Annotated in this window: 12 protein-coding genes; 6 read left to right on the forward strand and 6 right to left on the reverse strand. The window is 72.4% G+C overall.

Features of this window, described 5'->3' with window-relative positions:
• Positions 1-30 precede the first annotated feature (30 nt).
• Together ACZ3ZE_RS16415 and ACZ3ZE_RS16420 are read right to left on the reverse strand one after the other, a co-directional pair.
• Positions 31-1,560 carry a right-handed parallel beta-helix repeat-containing protein gene (locus tag ACZ3ZE_RS16415; protein WP_361621444.1) on the reverse strand — a complete coding sequence of 510 codons (1,530 nt, stop codon included), beginning with the start codon at positions 1,558-1,560 and terminating at the stop codon, positions 31-33.
• Positions 1,557-3,431 carry a DUF2264 domain-containing protein gene (locus tag ACZ3ZE_RS16420; RefSeq protein WP_467259529.1) on the reverse strand — a complete coding sequence of 625 codons (1,875 nt, stop codon included), beginning with the start codon at positions 3,429-3,431 and terminating at the stop codon, positions 1,557-1,559. The genes ACZ3ZE_RS16415 and ACZ3ZE_RS16420 overlap by 4 nt, the downstream gene beginning before the upstream one ends.
• Positions 3,432-3,622: 191 nt before the next feature.
• On the opposite strand from ACZ3ZE_RS16420, the gene ACZ3ZE_RS16425 reads away from it, so the two are divergent.
• The 5 genes from ACZ3ZE_RS16425 to ACZ3ZE_RS16445 all read left to right on the forward strand — a co-directional run bounded on the left by ACZ3ZE_RS16425 (position 3,623) and on the right by ACZ3ZE_RS16445 (position 8,967).
• Complete coding sequence (locus ACZ3ZE_RS16425; protein ID WP_361166154.1) at positions 3,623-4,750, forward strand: substrate-binding domain-containing protein; 1,128 nt, start codon at positions 3,623-3,625, stop codon at positions 4,748-4,750.
• Positions 4,751-4,849: 99 nt separating this feature from the next.
• Complete coding sequence (locus ACZ3ZE_RS16430; protein ID WP_361621438.1) at positions 4,850-6,172, forward strand: ABC transporter substrate-binding protein; 1,323 nt, start codon at positions 4,850-4,852, stop codon at positions 6,170-6,172.
• A gap of 4 nt (positions 6,173-6,176) precedes the next feature.
• Positions 6,177-7,079 (forward strand): carbohydrate ABC transporter permease, encoded by a 903-nt coding sequence (locus ACZ3ZE_RS16435; protein WP_361166148.1) that lies wholly within the window; start codon positions 6,177-6,179, stop codon positions 7,077-7,079.
• Entirely contained in the window at positions 7,076-7,930 is an 855-nt protein-coding gene (locus tag ACZ3ZE_RS16440; RefSeq protein WP_361166145.1) for a carbohydrate ABC transporter permease, read from the forward strand. Before ACZ3ZE_RS16435 ends, ACZ3ZE_RS16440 begins: the two co-directional genes overlap by 4 nt.
• Before the next feature lie 17 nt (positions 7,931-7,947).
• Positions 7,948-8,967: a hydroxyacid dehydrogenase gene (locus ACZ3ZE_RS16445; protein WP_442303784.1), complete on the forward strand. Its 1,020-nt coding sequence runs from the start codon at positions 7,948-7,950 to the stop codon at positions 8,965-8,967.
• 8 nt (positions 8,968-8,975) lie between these two features.
• On the opposite strand, the gene ACZ3ZE_RS16450 is transcribed toward ACZ3ZE_RS16445, so the two are convergent.
• The gene (locus ACZ3ZE_RS16450; protein WP_467259532.1) at positions 8,976-12,482 is read right to left on the reverse strand and encodes a hypothetical protein; all 3,507 of its coding nucleotides are present in this window, start codon (positions 12,480-12,482) and stop codon (positions 8,976-8,978) included.
• A gap of 74 nt (positions 12,483-12,556) precedes the next feature.
• Between ACZ3ZE_RS16450 and ACZ3ZE_RS16455 the strand changes: the two genes are divergently transcribed.
• Complete coding sequence (locus ACZ3ZE_RS16455; protein ID WP_361166136.1) at positions 12,557-13,255, forward strand: ester cyclase; 699 nt, start codon at positions 12,557-12,559, stop codon at positions 13,253-13,255.
• An 87-nt stretch (positions 13,256-13,342) separates the two neighbouring features.
• On the opposite strand, the gene groL is transcribed toward ACZ3ZE_RS16455, so the two are convergent.
• The 3 genes from groL to ACZ3ZE_RS16470 all read right to left on the reverse strand — a co-directional run bounded on the left by groL (position 13,343) and on the right by ACZ3ZE_RS16470 (position 16,837).
• Complete coding sequence (gene groL / locus ACZ3ZE_RS16460; RefSeq protein ID WP_361166133.1) at positions 13,343-14,971, reverse strand: chaperonin GroEL; 1,629 nt, start codon at positions 14,969-14,971, stop codon at positions 13,343-13,345.
• 115 nt (positions 14,972-15,086) lie between these two features.
• Positions 15,087-15,395, reverse strand: coding sequence for a co-chaperone GroES (gene groES / locus ACZ3ZE_RS16465; RefSeq protein WP_361166130.1), 309 nt, complete (start codon positions 15,393-15,395; stop codon positions 15,087-15,089).
• Positions 15,396-15,913: 518 nt separating this feature from the next.
• Positions 15,914-16,837, reverse strand: coding sequence for a polysaccharide deacetylase family protein (locus tag ACZ3ZE_RS16470; RefSeq protein WP_361166126.1), 924 nt, complete (start codon positions 16,835-16,837; stop codon positions 15,914-15,916).
• Positions 16,838-16,926 lie beyond the last annotated feature (89 nt).

A 16,926-nucleotide genomic window follows, 5' to 3' on the forward strand; every position in this document is an offset into this window, starting at 1 on the left:
GAGTAGGGCTCCGAGTAGGGCCTTCGGGCGCTAGTTCTCGCCCGGGCCTTCGTACGCCCCGATGTTCGGGGGCGATGTCGCCGACACCTCGTTCCCGAACCAGTCCCTGCCGCCGTTGTTCTCGACGGGGGTGCCGGCGGACAGGGCCGGGGAGTCGGGGGACAGCGTCAGGTCGGGGTTGAGGAGGGGGTTCGCGGTGAGGCCGCCGGGGTTGGGGCGGGCCATGGGGATGTTGTGGAAGAGGTTGTTGGTGAAGGTGAGGGCCGGGGTGGGGTTCTTGAAGGCGTAGCCGCCGGGGGTGCCTTCGTTGACGAAGAGGTTGTTGGTGAGGGTGAGTTCGTGGCGGGTGGTGGCGGGGCTGCCCGCGTCGTCCTGGACGAGGTAGGTGGGGACGGTCGTCCGGTTGACGAAGGTGTTGTTGTAGATACGGGTGTTGAGGATGGGGCCCCAGCAGTTCTGGATGAGGCGGGCGCCGTCGTCGACGCTGAGGTTGTAGCGGACGACGGTGTCGAGGGTCTGAGCGCCGCTGTACGGGCAGATCAGCAGGAAGCCGCCGGCGTTGTCGTGGCTGTGGTTGTACTGGAAGACGGTCCCCTTGGAGGCGCCGTCGGCGTCGAAGGACATGCCGTCCTTGGTGTTGCCGCCGCCTGAGACCTCGTTGTACTCGACGGTCGTGTCGTCGGTGTTGAAGGTCCAGATGCCGGCGTTGGCGGCCTGGGAGCGTAGTTGGAAGCCGTCGACGCGGTTGTGGTCGACGCGGGCGCCGCTGGTGGTGTCGATCTTGATGCCGTCGCCGGCGATCGAGGTCAGGGTGTTGTGGTGGACGCGGACCCGGAGGCTGGGGGTCCAGGGGCCGGGGAAGGCGACCGGGTCCTGCTGGTTTCCGACCAGGTCGCGCCTGGAGAAGCGGGATTTGAAGTAGACGCCCTCGCGGTCGACGTCGCGGATGTCGTTGTGGCCGATGTCGAGCCCGTCGTACCAACTGGGGACGGTGGTGCCCTCGACGGCGACGTGGATGGCGCTGGATCCGGTGAGGGTCTTGGCGTCTCCGCCGCGTATGTCGTGGAGGGCGAGGTGGTCGAGGGTGATGCCCTTGGCGGCGCCGTAGTCCGCGAGGCGCAGCCGCACGCCGTTGCGTTCGGTGCCGGGGGCGGCGGCGTTGGTGATCTCCAGGCGGGTGAGCCGGAGGTACTGGGTGTTGGCGAGGAGGACGGCGTCGTGGGCGCCGTTGCCGTCGATGACCGCGCGGCCGGGCGCGTCGCCGTAGTCGGCGATGGTGAAGGGGGCTCCGGGCGCGCCCGCGCCCTGGGGGGCGAGGGTGCCGGCACAGGTGGTGCCGCGCTTGAACAGGAGGCGGTCGCCGGGCCCGTAGGGGTGGGCGTTGGCCTCGGCGAGGGTGGTCCAGGGGCGTCGGGCGCTGCCGTCGCCGGGGGCGGTGGCCGAGCAGTCGACGTAGTGGCGGTCGCCGGTGCGCGGGGCGGCCGTGGCGGGGGCGGTGGTCAGGAGCGGCAGTGCGAGGGCGGCGGCGGTGAGGGCCGCGTACGTACGGCGCTGGGTCACTGGTCCTCCGGGTCGGGGGCGTCGAGGGTGAGGCGGGAGGTGGTGCCGTTCTGCCAGGTCACGTGCAGGGTGCGGGCGTCGCTGACCTGGACGTTCGCGAGTTCATGGACGGGGGCGGGGCCGGTGCCGGGGCCGGTGCCGGGGCCGGTGCCGGGCCCGGTGCCGGGCCCGGTGCCGGGCCCGGCTTCGGCGGTGAGGGAGGCGAGGGCGACGAAGAGGGTGGCGGGGCCGCTGGTGGTGCCGTGCACGGCGGGGGTACGGGTGGGGGCCGGGCCCTGGAGGGTGCCGCCGGTGGGGAGTTCGGTGACGTCGGGGGCGTAGCCGTGGACGGGGTGGAGCTGGGAGGCGGGTCCGTCGGGGTGGACGGTCCAGCCGGTCTGCCGTACGGGGGTCCCTTCGGGGGCGCCCAGGACGAGGTGGGCGCGGACCTCGGCGCGGCCGTGGACGAGGACGGCGGAGACGACGTGGACGCCGGGGAGCGGGGTGTGCCGGGAGAGGGCCCGGTCGGGGCCGGTGCCGAGCGGGGTGACGGGCCCGCGGCGGGTGGCGTGGCCGTCGGCGTCGAGCAGGGCGAAGTGGTTGTCGGCGGGGTCGGGGGCGGTGGTGGGGCCGGTGCGGGTGGAGTAGGCGTGGCGGGAGTAGCCGGGGTCGTCGGTGCCGGGGTCTCCCACGTGGTTGCTGCCGTGGTTGTGGAGGCGGACCAGCCCGTCGGCGGCGGTGGTCTGGACGAGGAGGCCGGTGGGGCCGAAGGCCCGTACGGTGTCGGCGCGTTCGGCGGGCAGGGGTTCCTCGGGGTCGGTCCAGGCGGGGTGGTCGGCGGGGAGCAGCAGGCCGAGGAAGCCCTTGGCGGCCCAGTAGGGGGAGCCGGGGCCCGAGTAGCTCTGCAGGACGGGCTCGTAGGGGCCGTGCCAGCCGAGGGTGAGCAGGCCGCGGGTGTCGGTGGCGCCGCGGTCGAGGAAGTAGCGGAGGCTGCCGGAGGCGAGGCGGCGGGTGGCGCCGGGGGTGAGCGGGGTGTGGCCGGTGAGGGCGCCCAGCCAGGGGGCGGCGGCCGCGGCGAAGCGGTAGGTCAGGGACCTTCCGTACGGGAGGGGGGCGCCGTTCGTGTCGAAGAGGAGCGTGTGGGCGTCGAGCTGGGTGCGCAGCCGGGGGCCGTAGCGGTCGAGGAGGGCGCGGTCGCCGGAGAGGTGGGCGTGCAGGACGGGGTAGAAGTGCAGGGCCCAGGGGTTGTAGTGGTCGAAGGCGCGGTTGTCGCCGTCGCTGTACCAGCCGTCGCCGAGGTACCAGTGCTCGATCCGTTCGAGGGCGCGGTCGACGGTGGCGGCGGCGCGGTCGGTCTCGATGCCGGCGTCCTGGAAAAAGCCGGCGACGGTGAGGCCGAAGAGCCACCAGTTGTTGTCGACGGGCGAGGGGCCGAGGGCGGGGAGCAGCCAGTCGGCGATCCGTTCGCGGGCGCGGGTGTCGAGCTGGTCCCAGAGGCGGTGGCGGGTCAGGCGCAGGGCGAGGGCGACGGAGGCGGATTCGACGACGGCCTGCCGGGTGTCGGCCATGCGGGGCCAGGACTCGGGGCCCGTGGTGCCGGGGTGCCGCGTGCCGACGGCGAGTCCTTCGGCGTAGCGGTCGAGGTGCCCCTGCGGGTCGTCGCCGTGCGCGGTGCGCAGGGCGGCGAGGAGGAAGGTGCGGGCGTAGCCCTCCAGGCCGTCGGAGCGGGGGCCCGACCGGCTGGGGCGGGGGCCCGGCAGGTGGATGAGGGCGCCGCGGGGCGAGGTGTGGGGGCGTACGGCGAGCAGGAGGCGGTCGGCCGTGGTCTCCCAGTGGGCCCGGGTCCAGCCGGTGTACGGGCTGAGCTCACGGTTCTCGGGTGGCGTGGGCATGATGCTCCCTGGGATTCCGTGCTGCGGAGGGTGACGGCGGCGTCGCCCGGAATCCTGAAGACGCTTCGATCGAACGTCAAGAGGAGACGGAGCGAATGATCGAAACTCCCTCCGTTCGATCATTTCGGGCCGTGCTGCTCTAAGGTCGGGGAACGACCACCACCGCCAGGGGAACCGAGGGGAACCGCACCGTGCGCGAGAGTGCTGCCGAACGACACGACCGACTGCTGGCCCTGGTGCGCGAGCGCGGCACGGCCCGCGTCTCCGACCTGGCCGGACTGCTCGGGGTCTCCCCCGTCACCGCGCGCCGGGACGTCGAGGCGCTGGCCGCCAGGGGCCTGCTGGACCGGGTGCACGGCCAGGTCTCCTGGCCCCGCGGCCAGGGCCCGGCGGGCCCCCAGGGTGGCGGGGGCCTGGTGCTCGGACTGCTCGCGCCCTCCGCCACGTACTACTTCGCCGAGGTCATCCGGGGCGCGCACGAGGCGGCCGCCCGGGCCGGCGCCCGGCTCATCCTGCGGATCTCCGACTACCGGCCCGAGGAGGACCGGGCGCGCACCGAGGGCCTGCTCGCCGCGGGCGCCGAGGGCGTGCTCGTCGCGCCGGGCTGGCGGGGCCCGGAGGACCGGCTCGCGTACGGGGACTGGCTGGCCGAACTGCCGGTGCCCGCCGTGCTCCTGGAGCGCCGGGCCGACCCGGGCACGCCGCTCGACGGCCTGGACCGGGTGGCCTCGGACCACGCCCACGGGGTGCTGCTCGCCCTGCGCCACCTGCTCGGGCTCGGCCACGCGACGCCGCTGCTCGTGGCGCGCGGGGACAGCCCGACGGCGCTCGCCGTGCGCGCGGGGTACGCCGAGGCGCTGCGCACGCTGGGCCTGGAGGCGCCGCGGGCGGTGATCGACTCCGTACCGGCCGAGCGGGACCCCGAGGGCTTCGAGCGGGCGGTGCGGGCCCTGCACGAGGCGGTGGGGTCCGGGCGGGCGAGCGCGGCCCTGGTGCACAACGACGTGGACGCGATCCAGATCGTGCAGCGCCTGGCCGAGCTGGGGGTGCGGGTGCCGGAGGACCTGGCCCTGATCGCGTACGACGACGAGGTCGCCGCGCTCGCCGACACCCCGCTGACGGCGGTCGCGCCGCCGAAGCGGCAGGTGGGCCGGCATGCCACGGAGCTGCTGGTGGAGCGTGTTTCAGCGGCCGGTGCGGGCGGTGGCGAGGAGGCGGCGCGGCGGCATCTGAGCCTGCTGCCGAGCCTGCGGGTGCGGTCCTCGTGCGGGGCGCCCGCCCCCTCGGGAACCGGGGTGCCCACCCCCTCCGGATTCTGATCTTTTTTCGATCATTCAATCTTTCGCTCTTGACTTCGGTCATGAACGGTCACAGGATCACGGCCAACCCGTCCGTGCCGCCGTGTCAGGAGCCGTGCCGTGCCCCGTAGTCGGAGAACCCCCCGCGTCATAGCCGCCGCCACCGTCACCGCCACCGCCCTCGCCGCCCTCACGGCCTGCGGCGGCGGCGGTGACGACTCCGCGGGCAAGCCCGCAGGTCCCGTGACCCTCACCTTCTGGGGCTGGGCCAAGGGCTCCAAGGACGTGGTCGACGCGTTCAACGCCTCCCACAAGAACATCCAGGTGAAGTTCGAGGAGATCCCCTCCGGCACCGCCGGCGGCTACGCCAAGATCTCCAACGCCGTGAAGGCGGGCAACGCCCCCGACCTGGTCTCCATCGAGTACTCCTCGCTCCCCGAGTTCGTCTCCTCCGGGGCCCTCCAGGACATCGGCGACGCGTTCACCGAACAGGACCGCGCCAAGCTGCTGCCGCAGGCCGTGCAGCTGACCACCCTCGGCGGCAAGAGCTGGGCGGTGCCCTTCGACGCCGCGCCGCAGGCGTTCTTCTACCGCAAGGACCTCTTCGCCAAGTACCAGGTCGACGTCCCCACGACCTGGGACGAGTTCAGGTCCGCCGCCGAGAAGGTGAAGAAGGCCGACGCCAAGGCCCGGATCGCCACCTTCTTCCCCGACGACCCGACCACCTTCGAGGCCATGGCCTGGCAGGCCGGCGCCCAGTGGTTCAAGGCCGAGAACGACACCTGGAAGATCGACACCACCGACGCCGCCACCACCAAGGTCGCCGCCTACTGGCAGGGCCTCCTCGACGCCGACCTCGTCCACAAGAACGCCTCCTTCAGCCCCGAGTGGACCGGCTCCCTGAAGAACGGCACCACCATCGGCTACCTCGGCGCCTCCTGGGGCGCCGGCGTCCTCAAGGGCACCCTGCCCGAGCAGAGCGGCAAGTGGGCCGTCGCCCCCATGCCGAACTGGAACGGCACCCCCGCCAGCGGCATGCTCGGCGGCACCTCCTTCGCCGTCACCAAGGACAGCAAGAAGAAGGACGCGGCCGTCGAGTTCGCCGAGTGGATGTCCACCACCGAGGCCGGTGTGAAGGCCCGCATCGCCTCCGGCACCTCCAGCGCCTTCCCCGCCGCCACCGCACTGCGCCCGGTCGCCAAGCAGGTCTTCGACGCGAGCTACTACGGCGGCCAGGACATCTACGCCCTCTTCGAGCGGTCCGGCGCCTCCATCGCCCCCGGCTGGGCCTGGGGACCGACCACCGGCACCACCAACACCACCATCAAGGACCAGTTCGGCAAGATCGCCCAGGGCGGTCCCGGCATCACCGACGCGATCAAGGCCGGCCACGACGCCACCGTCGCCGAGCTCACCAAGCGCGGACTGAAGGTCGAGGGCTGATCCGGTGAAGGCCCGCACCCGCGCCGCCGCGACCCTGCTGACCCCGTTCTTCCTGCTGTTCACCGTGGTGATGGTGGTGCCGATCGGATACGCGGTCTGGCTCAGCCTCTTCACCGAGAAGCAGTCGGGGCTCGGCTTCGGCGGCACCGAGACCGTCTTCAGCGGACTCGACAACTACACCGCGGCGCTCGGTGACCGGGCCTTCCTCGAAGGCTTCGGCGTGCTGCTCGGATACTGCCTGCTCTACATCCCGCTGCTGCTCGCCGGAGCCCTCGGCCTCGCGCTGCTGCTCGACTCGGCGCTCGCCCGCGCCCGCCGCTTCTTCCAGCTCGCGCTCTTCCTGCCGCACGCCGTCCCCGGCATCATCGCCGCGCTGATCTGGGTCTACCTCTACACCCCCCAGCTCAGCCCGGTCGTCCAGGCCATGGAGGCCGGCGGCGTCGGCTTCGACTTCTTCTCCCCCGAAGGCGCCCTCCCCTCCGTCGTCAACATCGCGCTGTGGGAGTGGCTCGGCTACAACCTGGTGATCTTCTACGCCGCCCTCCAGGCCATCGACCGCTCCGTCCTTGAGGCCGCCACCGTCGACGGCGCCGGCGCCTGGCGGATCGCCTTCTCCATCAAACTCCCCCTGATCAGGGCCTCCCTGGCGATGGTCGCCCTCTTCACCGTCATCGGCTCGCTCCAGCTCTTCACCGAACCGCTGATCCTCAACAAGGGCACCGGATCCGCCGTCACCTCCACCTGGACGCCCAACATGTACGCGTACACCGCGGCCTTCGACCGCAACGACTACGGCCTCGCCGCGGCCGCCTCCGTCCTGCTCGCCCTGACCGCCGCCCTGCTCTCCTTCGCCGTCACGCGCCTCACCGGCCGTAGCGGCGGCCGCCGGAAGGGAAAGGCCGCATGAGCAAGACCCGTACGCCCTCCGTCTGGCTGTCGAAGACCGCCGTCAACGGCGCCCTCGTCCTCGCCGTCGTCTACATGCTCTTCCCGCTCGTCTGGCTGCTCACCGCCGCCACCAAGGACGCCGGCGGACTCCTCGCCGGAAACGCCTTCTCCTTCGAGGGCTTCGACCTCGGCGGCAACCTCACCCGCCTCGCCGACTACAACGACGGCATCTACTTCCACTGGTACCTGAACAGCCTCCTGTACGCGGGCATCGGCGCCCTCGCCTGCTCGCTCGTCAGCGTCGCCGCGGGCTACGCCTTCGACAAGTACGACTTCCCCGGCAAGGAGACGCTCTTCGGCGTCGTCCTCCTGGGCGTGCTCGTCCCCACCACCGCGCTCGCCCTGCCCATGTACCTGCTCGCCAGCGAAGTGGGCATCGTCAACACCTACTGGGCCGTGATCCTGCCCGTCCTCGTCAACCCCTTCGGGGTCTACCTCGCCCGCGTCTTCAGCGCCGGCTACATCCCCGACGAGGCCCTCGAAGCCGCCCGTATCGACGGGGCCGGCGAACTGCGCACCTTCTGGTCCATCGGTCTGCGCATGGTCATGCCCGGCTTCGTGACCGTCTTCCTCTTCCAGTTCACCGCGATCTGGAACAACTTCTTCCTCCCCCTCGTGATGCTCTCCGACCAGAAGCTGTTCCCGCTCAGCCTCGGCCTCTACTCCTGGAACAGCAACGCCCACGCCGAACCCGACTTCTACCCCCTCGTCGTCACCGGATCCCTGCTCGCCGTCGTCCCCCTCGTCGTCGCCTTCGTCTCCCTCCAGCGCCACTGGAAAGCGGGCCTGACCGCCGGCAGCGTCAAGTGAGGAGCACAGATCCCACGATGCACCCCGCCACTGACAACCGCCCCCGGCTCCTGCTCGCCATGGGCCCCGGCATCGCCGAACGCCTCCTCACCGACGCCCACCGCGACCGCCTCGCCGCCCTCACGCGCACCGACCCGCGGCTCGTCGCCCACGACCTCGCCGACCCCACGCCCGAGGTCGCCGCCGCCCTCGCCGAGGCCGAACTCCTCCTCACCTGCTGGGGCACCACCCCGCTCACCGCCGACGTCCTGGCCCGCGCCCCCCGCCTCAAAGGCGTCGTCCACGCGGCCGGCTCGGTCAAACACCACATCACCGACGCCTGCTGGGACCGCGGCATCCAGGTCACCTCGGCCGCCGCCGCCAACGCGCTGCCCGTCGCCGAATACACGCTCGCCGCGATCCTCTTCGCCGGGAAACGCGTCCTGCGCTCCGCCCAGCAGTACGCCGAGCTGCGCACCGACCAGGCCTGGCTCGACGAGTCCACCGCCTGGGGCAACTACCGCCGCACCGTCGGCATCATCGGCGCCTCCCGCATCGGCCGCCGGGTCATCGACCTCCTGCGCCCCTTCGACTTCGAGATCCTGCTGTACGACCCGTACACGACCGACCCCGGCCCCGGCGTGACACCGGTCCCCCTCGACGAACTCTGCGCCCGCTCCACCGTCGTCTCCGTCCACGCCCCCCAACTCCCCGCCACCCACCACATGCTCGGCGCCGCCCAGCTCGCCGCGATGCCCGACGGCGCGACCCTCGTCAACACCGCCCGCGGCTCCCTCGTCGACGAGACCGCCCTCCTCCCCCACCTCCGCTCCGGCCGCCTCCACGCCGTCCTCGACGTCACGGACCCCGAACTCCCCGCCCCCGACTCCCCCCTGTGGACCCTCCCCAACGTCCTCCTCACCCCCCACGTCGCAGGCTCCCTCGGCAACGAGCTGCACCGGATGGCGGACCGGGCGATCGAGGAGGTGGCGCGGTACGGGCGGGGGGAGCCGTTCGCGGAGGAGGTACGGGCGGTGGACCTCACGCGGTCGGCCTAGCGGTCGGCCTAGCCGAGGAGGGCCCGTAGCCGCTCGCCCTCCGCCGTGACCTGCTCCACCGCCCCCGGCTCGCGGGCCAGCACGGCCGGCAGTGCCTCGTACCAGGGCCCCAGGTGCAGGGCGAGGGCGGTCACCTCGCGGGCCCGGACCGGGTCGGGGTGCTCGACGGCCAGGACGGTGTACGCGGCGGCGCACTTGGGGCCCAGGTGGTGCAGGTCCGCGAGGACCGTCTCGGCGCGCTCGTACGCGCCGGCGCGGGCGAGGTCGGCGGCGAGGGGCGGCAGGGCCTTCTGGACGGCGTCCGGCTCCAGCTTCCACGCGAGGTCGAGGGCGTGGTCGTGGGCGCCGAGCAGGACCCAGGCGCGGAGGAGGTGCTCGGGCTGGGACGAACCGTAGTAGGTGAGCCAGGACCTGGTGGCTCGCTGCAGCAGCGCGGTCGCCTCGCCTTGGCGGCCGAGGGCGAGTTGGGCGCGGACCAGGTCGGGCAGCATGACGGCGGTGGTCGCTGCCCGGGGCCAGGCCAGTCCCACCGCCCGGTCCAACCACTGCTCCGCCTCCTCGCGGCGGCTCTGGAGGTCCAAGGCATGGGCGAGGGCGGTGGAGACCTCGATCACCTCCAGGTCGCCGGACAGCCCCGGTATGAGGTCGGCGGCCTTGTCCGGGTCGCCCGCCTCCGCGTACGCCACGGCCACGACCGCGGCGATCCGGTACTTGACGACGCGGGCCAGCGCATCCGCACGGGCGTAGCTCCCGCACGCGACCCAGGCGGCGCCGACCTCCAGGAGCCCGTCGGCGAACGGGTCGGCGCCCAGGGCGAGCTCCTCGGCCTCCTCGATCCGCCCGACGGCCAGCAGAGCCGACACCACTTGCCGGTCGTCGCCGTCCTCGGGGTCCAAGGCGTCAAGCACGGCCGAGGCCACCTCCGGGCGCCCCGCTTCTGCGAGAGCGTGGGCGACCCGCGCCAGCCGTTCCACGAATTCGTACCGGGGTGGCCTGCGGCTGCCCGCCTCGGCGGACACCAGCAGCTCCCGCGCCTCAGCGACGTACCCCGCGTCGTGCAAGGCCTCCGCTGCCGGTCCGAGCAGCGCGGAACTGAGCCGCAGCTCGTACTCGGGTCCGCTCATGCGCGCCAGCACGGCACGAACCTCATCGACTCGTCCCCGTGCGGCCAGTTGCCGCACGTACGCGCCGATGGCGGCGAAGCCACGGGCGCTGTGCGCCAGCCGGTCGAGCAGAGGCGTGACCGTGTCCGGCTGGCCCCGCCCGAGGCGGGTCTCCGCGATGACCTCCCACAGGTACTCGGAGAACTCGTCCTCGTCCAGCTCCCGGCCCATCTGCTCGGCCTCCACGTCCCGCCCGCGATCGGCCGTGACCCGGGCGAAGCGCACCAGGGTGCCCTCCACCCAGTCTTCCCGGACTCGGTCGAGCGCCTCCCAGGCCAGTTCCCACGCGCCGATCCGGGCCAGGGCCACGGCGTAGTTCTCCTCGTCGCCGAAGTCGAAACGCCGGTCCGGAGTCCTGCGCGCCTGGGCCGACTCCCCCGCCTCCACCAAGGCCTCGATCAGCTTGCGCCGGATCCCGGCCCCGTCCTCTTCCGGCTGCGTGGACCCCCACTCCCCCAGCCCCTCAGCCAGGAGCGCCTCCCCTATCCCGCCCTGGCCCGCCTCCCGGAGCGTGACCGCCGCCCGGATCAGGACCAGGGCCCGGACCGCGCGGTTCGCGTCCCCCTCGCGCGCCGCCCGCTCGGCGTCTTCGTACCGGCCCACTCTGATCAGGGACCGGACCGTCTCGGAGCGCGCGTTGGCACGCAGCCTGATGTTCGGCTCACCGCGCGCGAGTACGAGCGCACGCCCGTACTCCTCCCCTGCGCAGTACGCGCGGGTCAGGGTGTACAGCGGCCCGTAGCGGTCCAGCTCGCTGCCGATCCGATGGATCTGCCGCTCCGCCCGGTCATGGAGGCCGAGCGCGACCAGCAGCAGGGCCGTCGCCTCGGCCGCATCGTCCTGCCCAAGGCCCCCCCGTTCCCGCAGCGCCAGCCCCAGCTCCTCCGCCTCCTCCGCGAGAGCGACGGCCCTGTCCCGGTCCCCGCGCTCCAGCAGCTTCGTCGCCACCGCGCACAGCCCCGCCACCGCCCGCTCGTCGCCCGCCGCCCGCGCCAGCGCCACCGCCCGGTCGACCTCGCCGACCGCCGCCCACCCCGCCGCGAGCTCCGGCCGGACGAGCCCGCCGCTCAGCTCCAGGTCGTCGCGCCGGACCGCGAGCCGCAGCATCAGGGGGATCAGGTCCGGCCGGTCGCCGCCCGTGAGGAGGGCTTCCGACGCCGCCCGGACCTCCGCGAGGGCCGCCCCGTCGCCGCCGGTCGCCGCGAGCAGCCGGTCGTGGCGTACGGGGTCGAGGGCGCAGCCCACGAGCCGGTCGACGTCGCCGGCGGCGCGCAGGGTGGCCACGTACCCCCGGAGCAGGTAGTCCGGGGTGGCCTCCGGCCAGCCGCGCTCGCGCCAGCTCTCCGCCCAGGTGTGCAACCGGGCCCGGAAGCTGGCCAGTTCGCGGGTGCCGAGCATCTCCCGGGCCTGGGCGGCGAGTTCCTCGTGGGCGAGGAGGTAGGCGGGGCCGGCCGGGGCGAAGGTGCGCCCGGGCCCGGTGCGCAGCACGTCCCGCACCCGGTACGGGACCTCGTCGGTCAGCTCCGCGAGGTCGTCCGCCGTCAGGCCGCCGCCCGCGGCCGTGAGGAGGGCGAGCAGGTCGTACGGGAGGCCGCCGGCCGCCAGGAGGTGCTTCAGCTCGCGTTCCGCCTCCACCCGGATCGCGCGGGCGGACGGGGACGGGGCAAGGACGCGGACGGCGGCCGATGCGCGGAGGGGGTGGGCGTCGGGGACGTCCGGGGGGAGGGGTGGGTTGAGGCGGCCGGAGACGATCACCCGCGCGTCCGGCGGGAGGAGGGCCGCGATCGAGTGGGCGTCCGGCCCGGTGGTCACCCCCCGGTCCTCGTCGAGGCCGTCGACGAGGAGGATCAGGCGTTCGCCGCGCCCGGCGCAGGCGCGGGCGGCCGTTCCGTACAGGCGCAGCAGGTGGGTCTCGCGGGTGGCGGCGGTGAGGAGGGCGGGCAGCGGTTCGCCGGCCAGTTCGGCGAGCTGTTCCAGGACGACGTCCACGTACGCCGCCGCGTCGTTCTGGGCGGCCCAGCGGGCGGTGACGAAGAAGGGGACGATCCGCGCGCCCGGCGGCGGGTGCAGGGCGAACCAGGCCATGAGCGCCGTCTTGCCGGCCCACGCGTCCGCCCGCCACCACAGGTATCCGGGCCCGTCCGCGAGACAGAAGGTGGCGAGCTCCGCCAACTCCGTTTCCCGGGCGATGAGTTCGTCCGGGGCGATGCGGCGCACCTGTTCCCAGTACGCGGACCGGACGCCGGGCGCGGCGCCCACCACGACCCGGTTCCCGTCCCCGACGACGACGATCCCCGTGCCGTTCTCGACGGTGACCGGCCGCTCCCCCGGTTCCTCCCCCATGGCCCGCATGGCCCCCATGCTGCCAGGGCACCCCGCCCCCGCGGACCTAAACTGGAAGGGTCCGCCCCGGCCCGGGAGGCGTCATGAGTTTCGTACAGATAATCGACTGCAAGACCAGCCGGATCGACGACCTGAACCGGCTCATGGACGAGTGGGTCGAACAGACCAAGGGCAAGCGCACCGCCACCCACAGCATCGTCGGCACGGACCGATCCGACGCCTCCCATGTCGTGGAGATCGTCGAGTTCCCCTCGTACGACGTGGCCATGCGCAACTCGCAGCTGCCGGAGACCGACCGGATCTTCCGGGAGATGGTGGCGCTCTGCGACGAGATGCCGACCTTCACCGATCTGGACGTGGTCCGCGACGAGGCCCTGTACAAGGGGAACTCCCGCCGCTTCCTCGCGCTGCTCGGCGGCGGGGAGGAGCTGTCGGCGCTCGACCAGGTGGTCGCCGAGGGGTACCACGACCACGATCCGTCCAACCCGGCGGACGCCATCGGCATGGACGCGGTGCGGCGCGAGGTGGAGATGTGGCGGAGCGGCTTCGACTTCGCGTTCACCGTCGAGGACCAGATCGCCGAGGGTGACCGGGTGTGCACCCGCTGGACGTGGAACGCCACCCACACCGGCGATTTCATGGGGCTCCAGCCGAGCGGGATCGCGGTGGAGATGACCGGCACGCTGATCCAGCGGTTCCGGGAGGACGGGAAGGCCGTCGCGGGGTGGTGGCAGTACGACATGCTCGGGCTGATGGGGCAGCTCGGGGCGGTCGAGGCGTAGGACCGACGCGCCGAGGCCCGGTGCCCCCGCGACGGGGGCACCGGGCCTCGGCTGTGAGCTTCGGGGCTCAGCTACGCGTTACGGGACTCAGTGCGAGTGACCGTGGCCGTGCGAGTGGCCCGCGTCCGCCGGCTCCTCTTCCTTCTTCTCGACGACCAGGGTCTCGGTCGTGAGCAGCAGGGAGGCGATCGAGGCGGCGTTCTCCAGGGCGGAGCGCGTGACCTTCACCGGGTCGATGACGCCGGCCTTGACCAGGTCGCCGTACTCGCCGGTCGCGGCGTTGAAGCCCTGGCCCTTGTCGAGCTCCGACACCTTCGAGGTGATGACGTAGCCCTCGAGGCCGGCGTTCTCGGCGATCCAGCGCAGCGGCTCGACGGCGGCGCGGCGGACCACGGCGACACCGGTGGCCTCGTCGCCGGTCTTGTCGAGGTTGCCCTCGAGGACCTTGACGGCGTGGACGAGCGCGGAGCCACCACCGGAGACGATGCCCTCCTCGACCGCGGCGCGGGTCGCGGAGATGGCGTCCTCCAGACGGTGCTTCTTCTCCTTCAGCTCCACCTCGGTGGCGGCGCCGACCTTGATCACGCACACGCCGCCGGCCAGCTTCGCGAGGCGCTCCTGGAGCTTCTCGCGGTCCCAGTCGGAGTCCGTGGACTCGATCTCGGCCTTGATCTGGTTGACGCGGCCGAGGACGTCCTCGGAGGAGCCGGCGCCGTCCACGATCGTGGTGTCGTCCTTGGAGACGGTCACGCGGCGGGCGGTGCCCAGCACGTCGAGACCGGCCTGGTCGAGCTTGAGGCCGACCTCCTCGGAGATGACCGTGGCACCGGTGAGGGTGGCCATGTCCTGGAGCATCGCCTTGCGGCGGTCACCGAAGCCGGGCGCCTTGACGGCGACGGCGTTGAAGGTGCCGCGGATCTTGTTGACGACGAGGGTGGAGAGGGCCTCGCCCTCGACGTCCTCGGCGATGATCAGCAGGGGCTTGGAGCTGCCGGCCTGGATGACCTTCTCGAGCAGCGGCAGGAGGTCCTGGATGGAGGAGATCTTGCCCTGGTTGATCAGGATGTACGGGTCGTCGAGGACGGCCTCCATACGCTCCTGGTCGGAGACCATGTACGGCGAGAGGTAGCCCTTGTCGAAGGCCATGCCCTCGGTGAACTCCAGCTCCAGGCCGAAGGTGTTGGACTCCTCGACGGTGATGACGCCGTCCTTGCCGACCTTGTCCATCGCCTCGGCGATGAGCTCGCCGACCTGCTGGTCCTGCGCGGAGAGCGCGGCGACGGCGGCGATGTCGGACTTGTCCTCGATCGGGCGGGCGGTCGCGAGGAGCTCCTCGGACACGGCCTTGACCGCGGCGTCGATGCCCTTCTTCAGGGCGGCCGGGGAGGCGCCGGCGGCGACGTTGCGCAGACCCTCGCGGACCAGGGCCTGGGCGAGCACGGTGGCGGTGGTGGTGCCGTCACCCGCGATGTCGTTGGTCTTGGTCGCCACCTCCTTCACGAGCTGGGCGCCGAGGTTCTCGAACGGGTCCTCGATCTCGACCTCGCGGGCGATCGTGACACCGTCGTTGGTGATCGTGGGGGCGCCGAACTTCTTGTCGATGACGACGTTGCGGCCCTTGGGGCCGATCGTCACCTTCACCGTGTCGGCCAGCTTGTTGACGCCGCGCTCAAGGGCGCGACGGGCGTCCTCGTCGAACTTCAGGATCTTCGCCATGGGAGCGGTTCAGCCCTCTCGGAAATCGTGGAAAAAACCGCGCCCCTGAACGCCCGGAGAAACCAGGGGGTCAGGGGCGCGATTCGAAGCGTCTGCTTACAGGTGCTTCGGTGGACTACTTCTCGATGATCGCGAGCACGTCGCGAGCCGAGAGGACGAGGTACTCGTCACCGTTGTACTTGACCTCGGTGCCGCCGTACTTGCTGTACAGCACGATGTCGCCGGTCTTCACGTCGAGCGGCAGGCGCTCGCCGTTCTCGAAGCGGCCCGGGCCCACGGCGAGGACGACGCCCTCCTGGGGCTTCTCCTTCGCGGTGTCCGGGATGACCAGGCCAGAGGCCGTGGTCTGCTCGGCGTCGAGCGGCTGGACCACAATGCGGTCCTCAAGCGGCTTGATGGCAACCTTGGAGCTGGTGGTCGTCACGATCCGACCTCCCCCTTCGGAGATCTCACGGGGTTAACTGTCTGAGGTGGCGACCAGGTGGATCCGTCGTCGCGGGTGCCGGACCTGCCCGTCGCTGTGTTGGCACTCTCCGGTGGGGAGTGCCAGAGCCGAGACTATGACCGCGATTAGCACTCGGTCAAGCGGAGTGCCAATTCACGACCCCGTGGCGTGAGCCGGGGGCGCTCCGGGAGGAACGCGCGGACGGAGCCCGCGGTTCCGTACGAGGGGTCGCACCGGGACCGCGGAGCCGGACGGAGCGGCGGACGGCCCCCGGACGACGGAAGGCCCCCGGGTCGCGGAAGGCCCCCCGGCCGGGGACGGCCCGCGCGCCGCGCGCGGCCGGTGCGGCGGATGCGGCACCCGTGGCGAGACCTTCTCCGCCGCCTTGCGGCCCAGCCGTTCGATCGGGTCGATCGGGTCGGCCGAGGACGCGCAGGCGGTCAGGGAGAACAGCGCGCCGGTCAGGGCCAGGGCGGCTGCCAGCCGGCGCGCCCGGCTCATACGTAGTCCTCCAGCCTGGCCACCGCGTACCCCTTCGCCGTGATCGTCTTCATCACCCGGCGGATCATGTCCGGCATGGAGCCCTTCCAGTCCTCCTTGCCGCGGAAGTGTGTGAGGACGATGTCGCCGGGGTGCAGGTCCCGGTCCCACTCGCGCCACTCCATGTGGTCGGGGAAGGCCTCGGAGGCCCACAGCGGGACGGCCTTGACCCCGCAGCTCTTGGCCGCGCGCAGGGTGTCCTCGTTGTAGTTGCCGTACGGCGGGCGGAAGAGCTCGGGCCGCTTGCCGAACTGCTTCTGGATGACGTCCTGCATCCCGCAGATCTCGCGCTTCTGGTCGCCGTAGTCGAGCCCGGGCAGATAGCGGTGGTTGAGGGTGTGGTTGTGCAGGGCGACCCCGGAGTCGCGCATCTTCCGGAAGTAGCCGTAGTCCTCCTTGACCAGGTAGTCGCTGAGGAACGCGCTGTACGGGATCTTCAGCTCGCTCATCATCCGCAGCAGCGCGGGGTCCTTCTCGGCGCCGTCGTCGATGGTCAGGAAGACGACCTTCTGCTTCGTCGGCACGGTGGTGAAGACCGGCGGCAGCCCCTCACCGTCGGTCTCGAAGCCCTTGCGGGTGGTGATCTTCGGCTTCACGGCGGGCGGCGCCGGCGCTTCGAGCGGCGGCTGGGCCAGCCCCCACTTCTTGGCGGCGGCCACCCGGGCGGCGCGCGCCGCGCGGACCCGCTCGACGTACGCGTTCAGGGCGCCGGCCGCGTTCTGCGCGCGCGGCTGGCCGGCGGCGGGCTTCTGCGACGCGGCCTCGCCGTCGGCGCCGGGGCCCGCGCAGGCGGAGCCGAGGGCGGCGACGAGGAGGGCGGCACCGACCACCCGTACGGAGCGAAACGTACGCGTCTGTTCCTTTTGTCGTACTAGCTGCATGGCGCCGCATCCTGTCAGCGCCGAGCCCCTCCCGGGCCCCGACACCACCGGCGCCGCCCGCACGGTCCCCCGGGCGGCCCACACCGCCC

It is taken from the genome of Streptomyces sp. NPDC023157 (genome assembly GCF_055560575.1).

Excerpts from the sequence above, each read along its gene's own strand:
- ACZ3ZE_RS16445 (WP_442303784.1), top strand. The coding sequence starts at position 7,948 with ATGCACCCCGCCACTGACAACCGCCCCCGGCTCCTGCTCGCCATGGGC.
- ACZ3ZE_RS16440 (WP_361166145.1), top strand. The coding sequence starts at position 7,076 with ATGAGCAAGACCCGTACGCCCTCCGTCTGGCTGTCGAAGACCGCCGTC.
- ACZ3ZE_RS16470 (WP_361166126.1), bottom strand. The coding sequence starts at position 16,837 with ATGCAGCTAGTACGACAAAAGGAACAGACGCGTACGTTTCGCTCCGTA.
- ACZ3ZE_RS16420 (WP_467259529.1), bottom strand. The coding sequence starts at position 3,431 with ATGCCCACGCCACCCGAGAACCGTGAGCTCAGCCCGTACACCGGCTGG.
- groL (WP_361166133.1), bottom strand. The coding sequence starts at position 14,971 with ATGGCGAAGATCCTGAAGTTCGACGAGGACGCCCGTCGCGCCCTTGAG.
- ACZ3ZE_RS16450 (WP_467259532.1), bottom strand. The coding sequence starts at position 12,482 with ATGCGGGCCATGGGGGAGGAACCGGGGGAGCGGCCGGTCACCGTCGAG.
- ACZ3ZE_RS16455 (WP_361166136.1), top strand. The coding sequence starts at position 12,557 with ATGAGTTTCGTACAGATAATCGACTGCAAGACCAGCCGGATCGACGAC.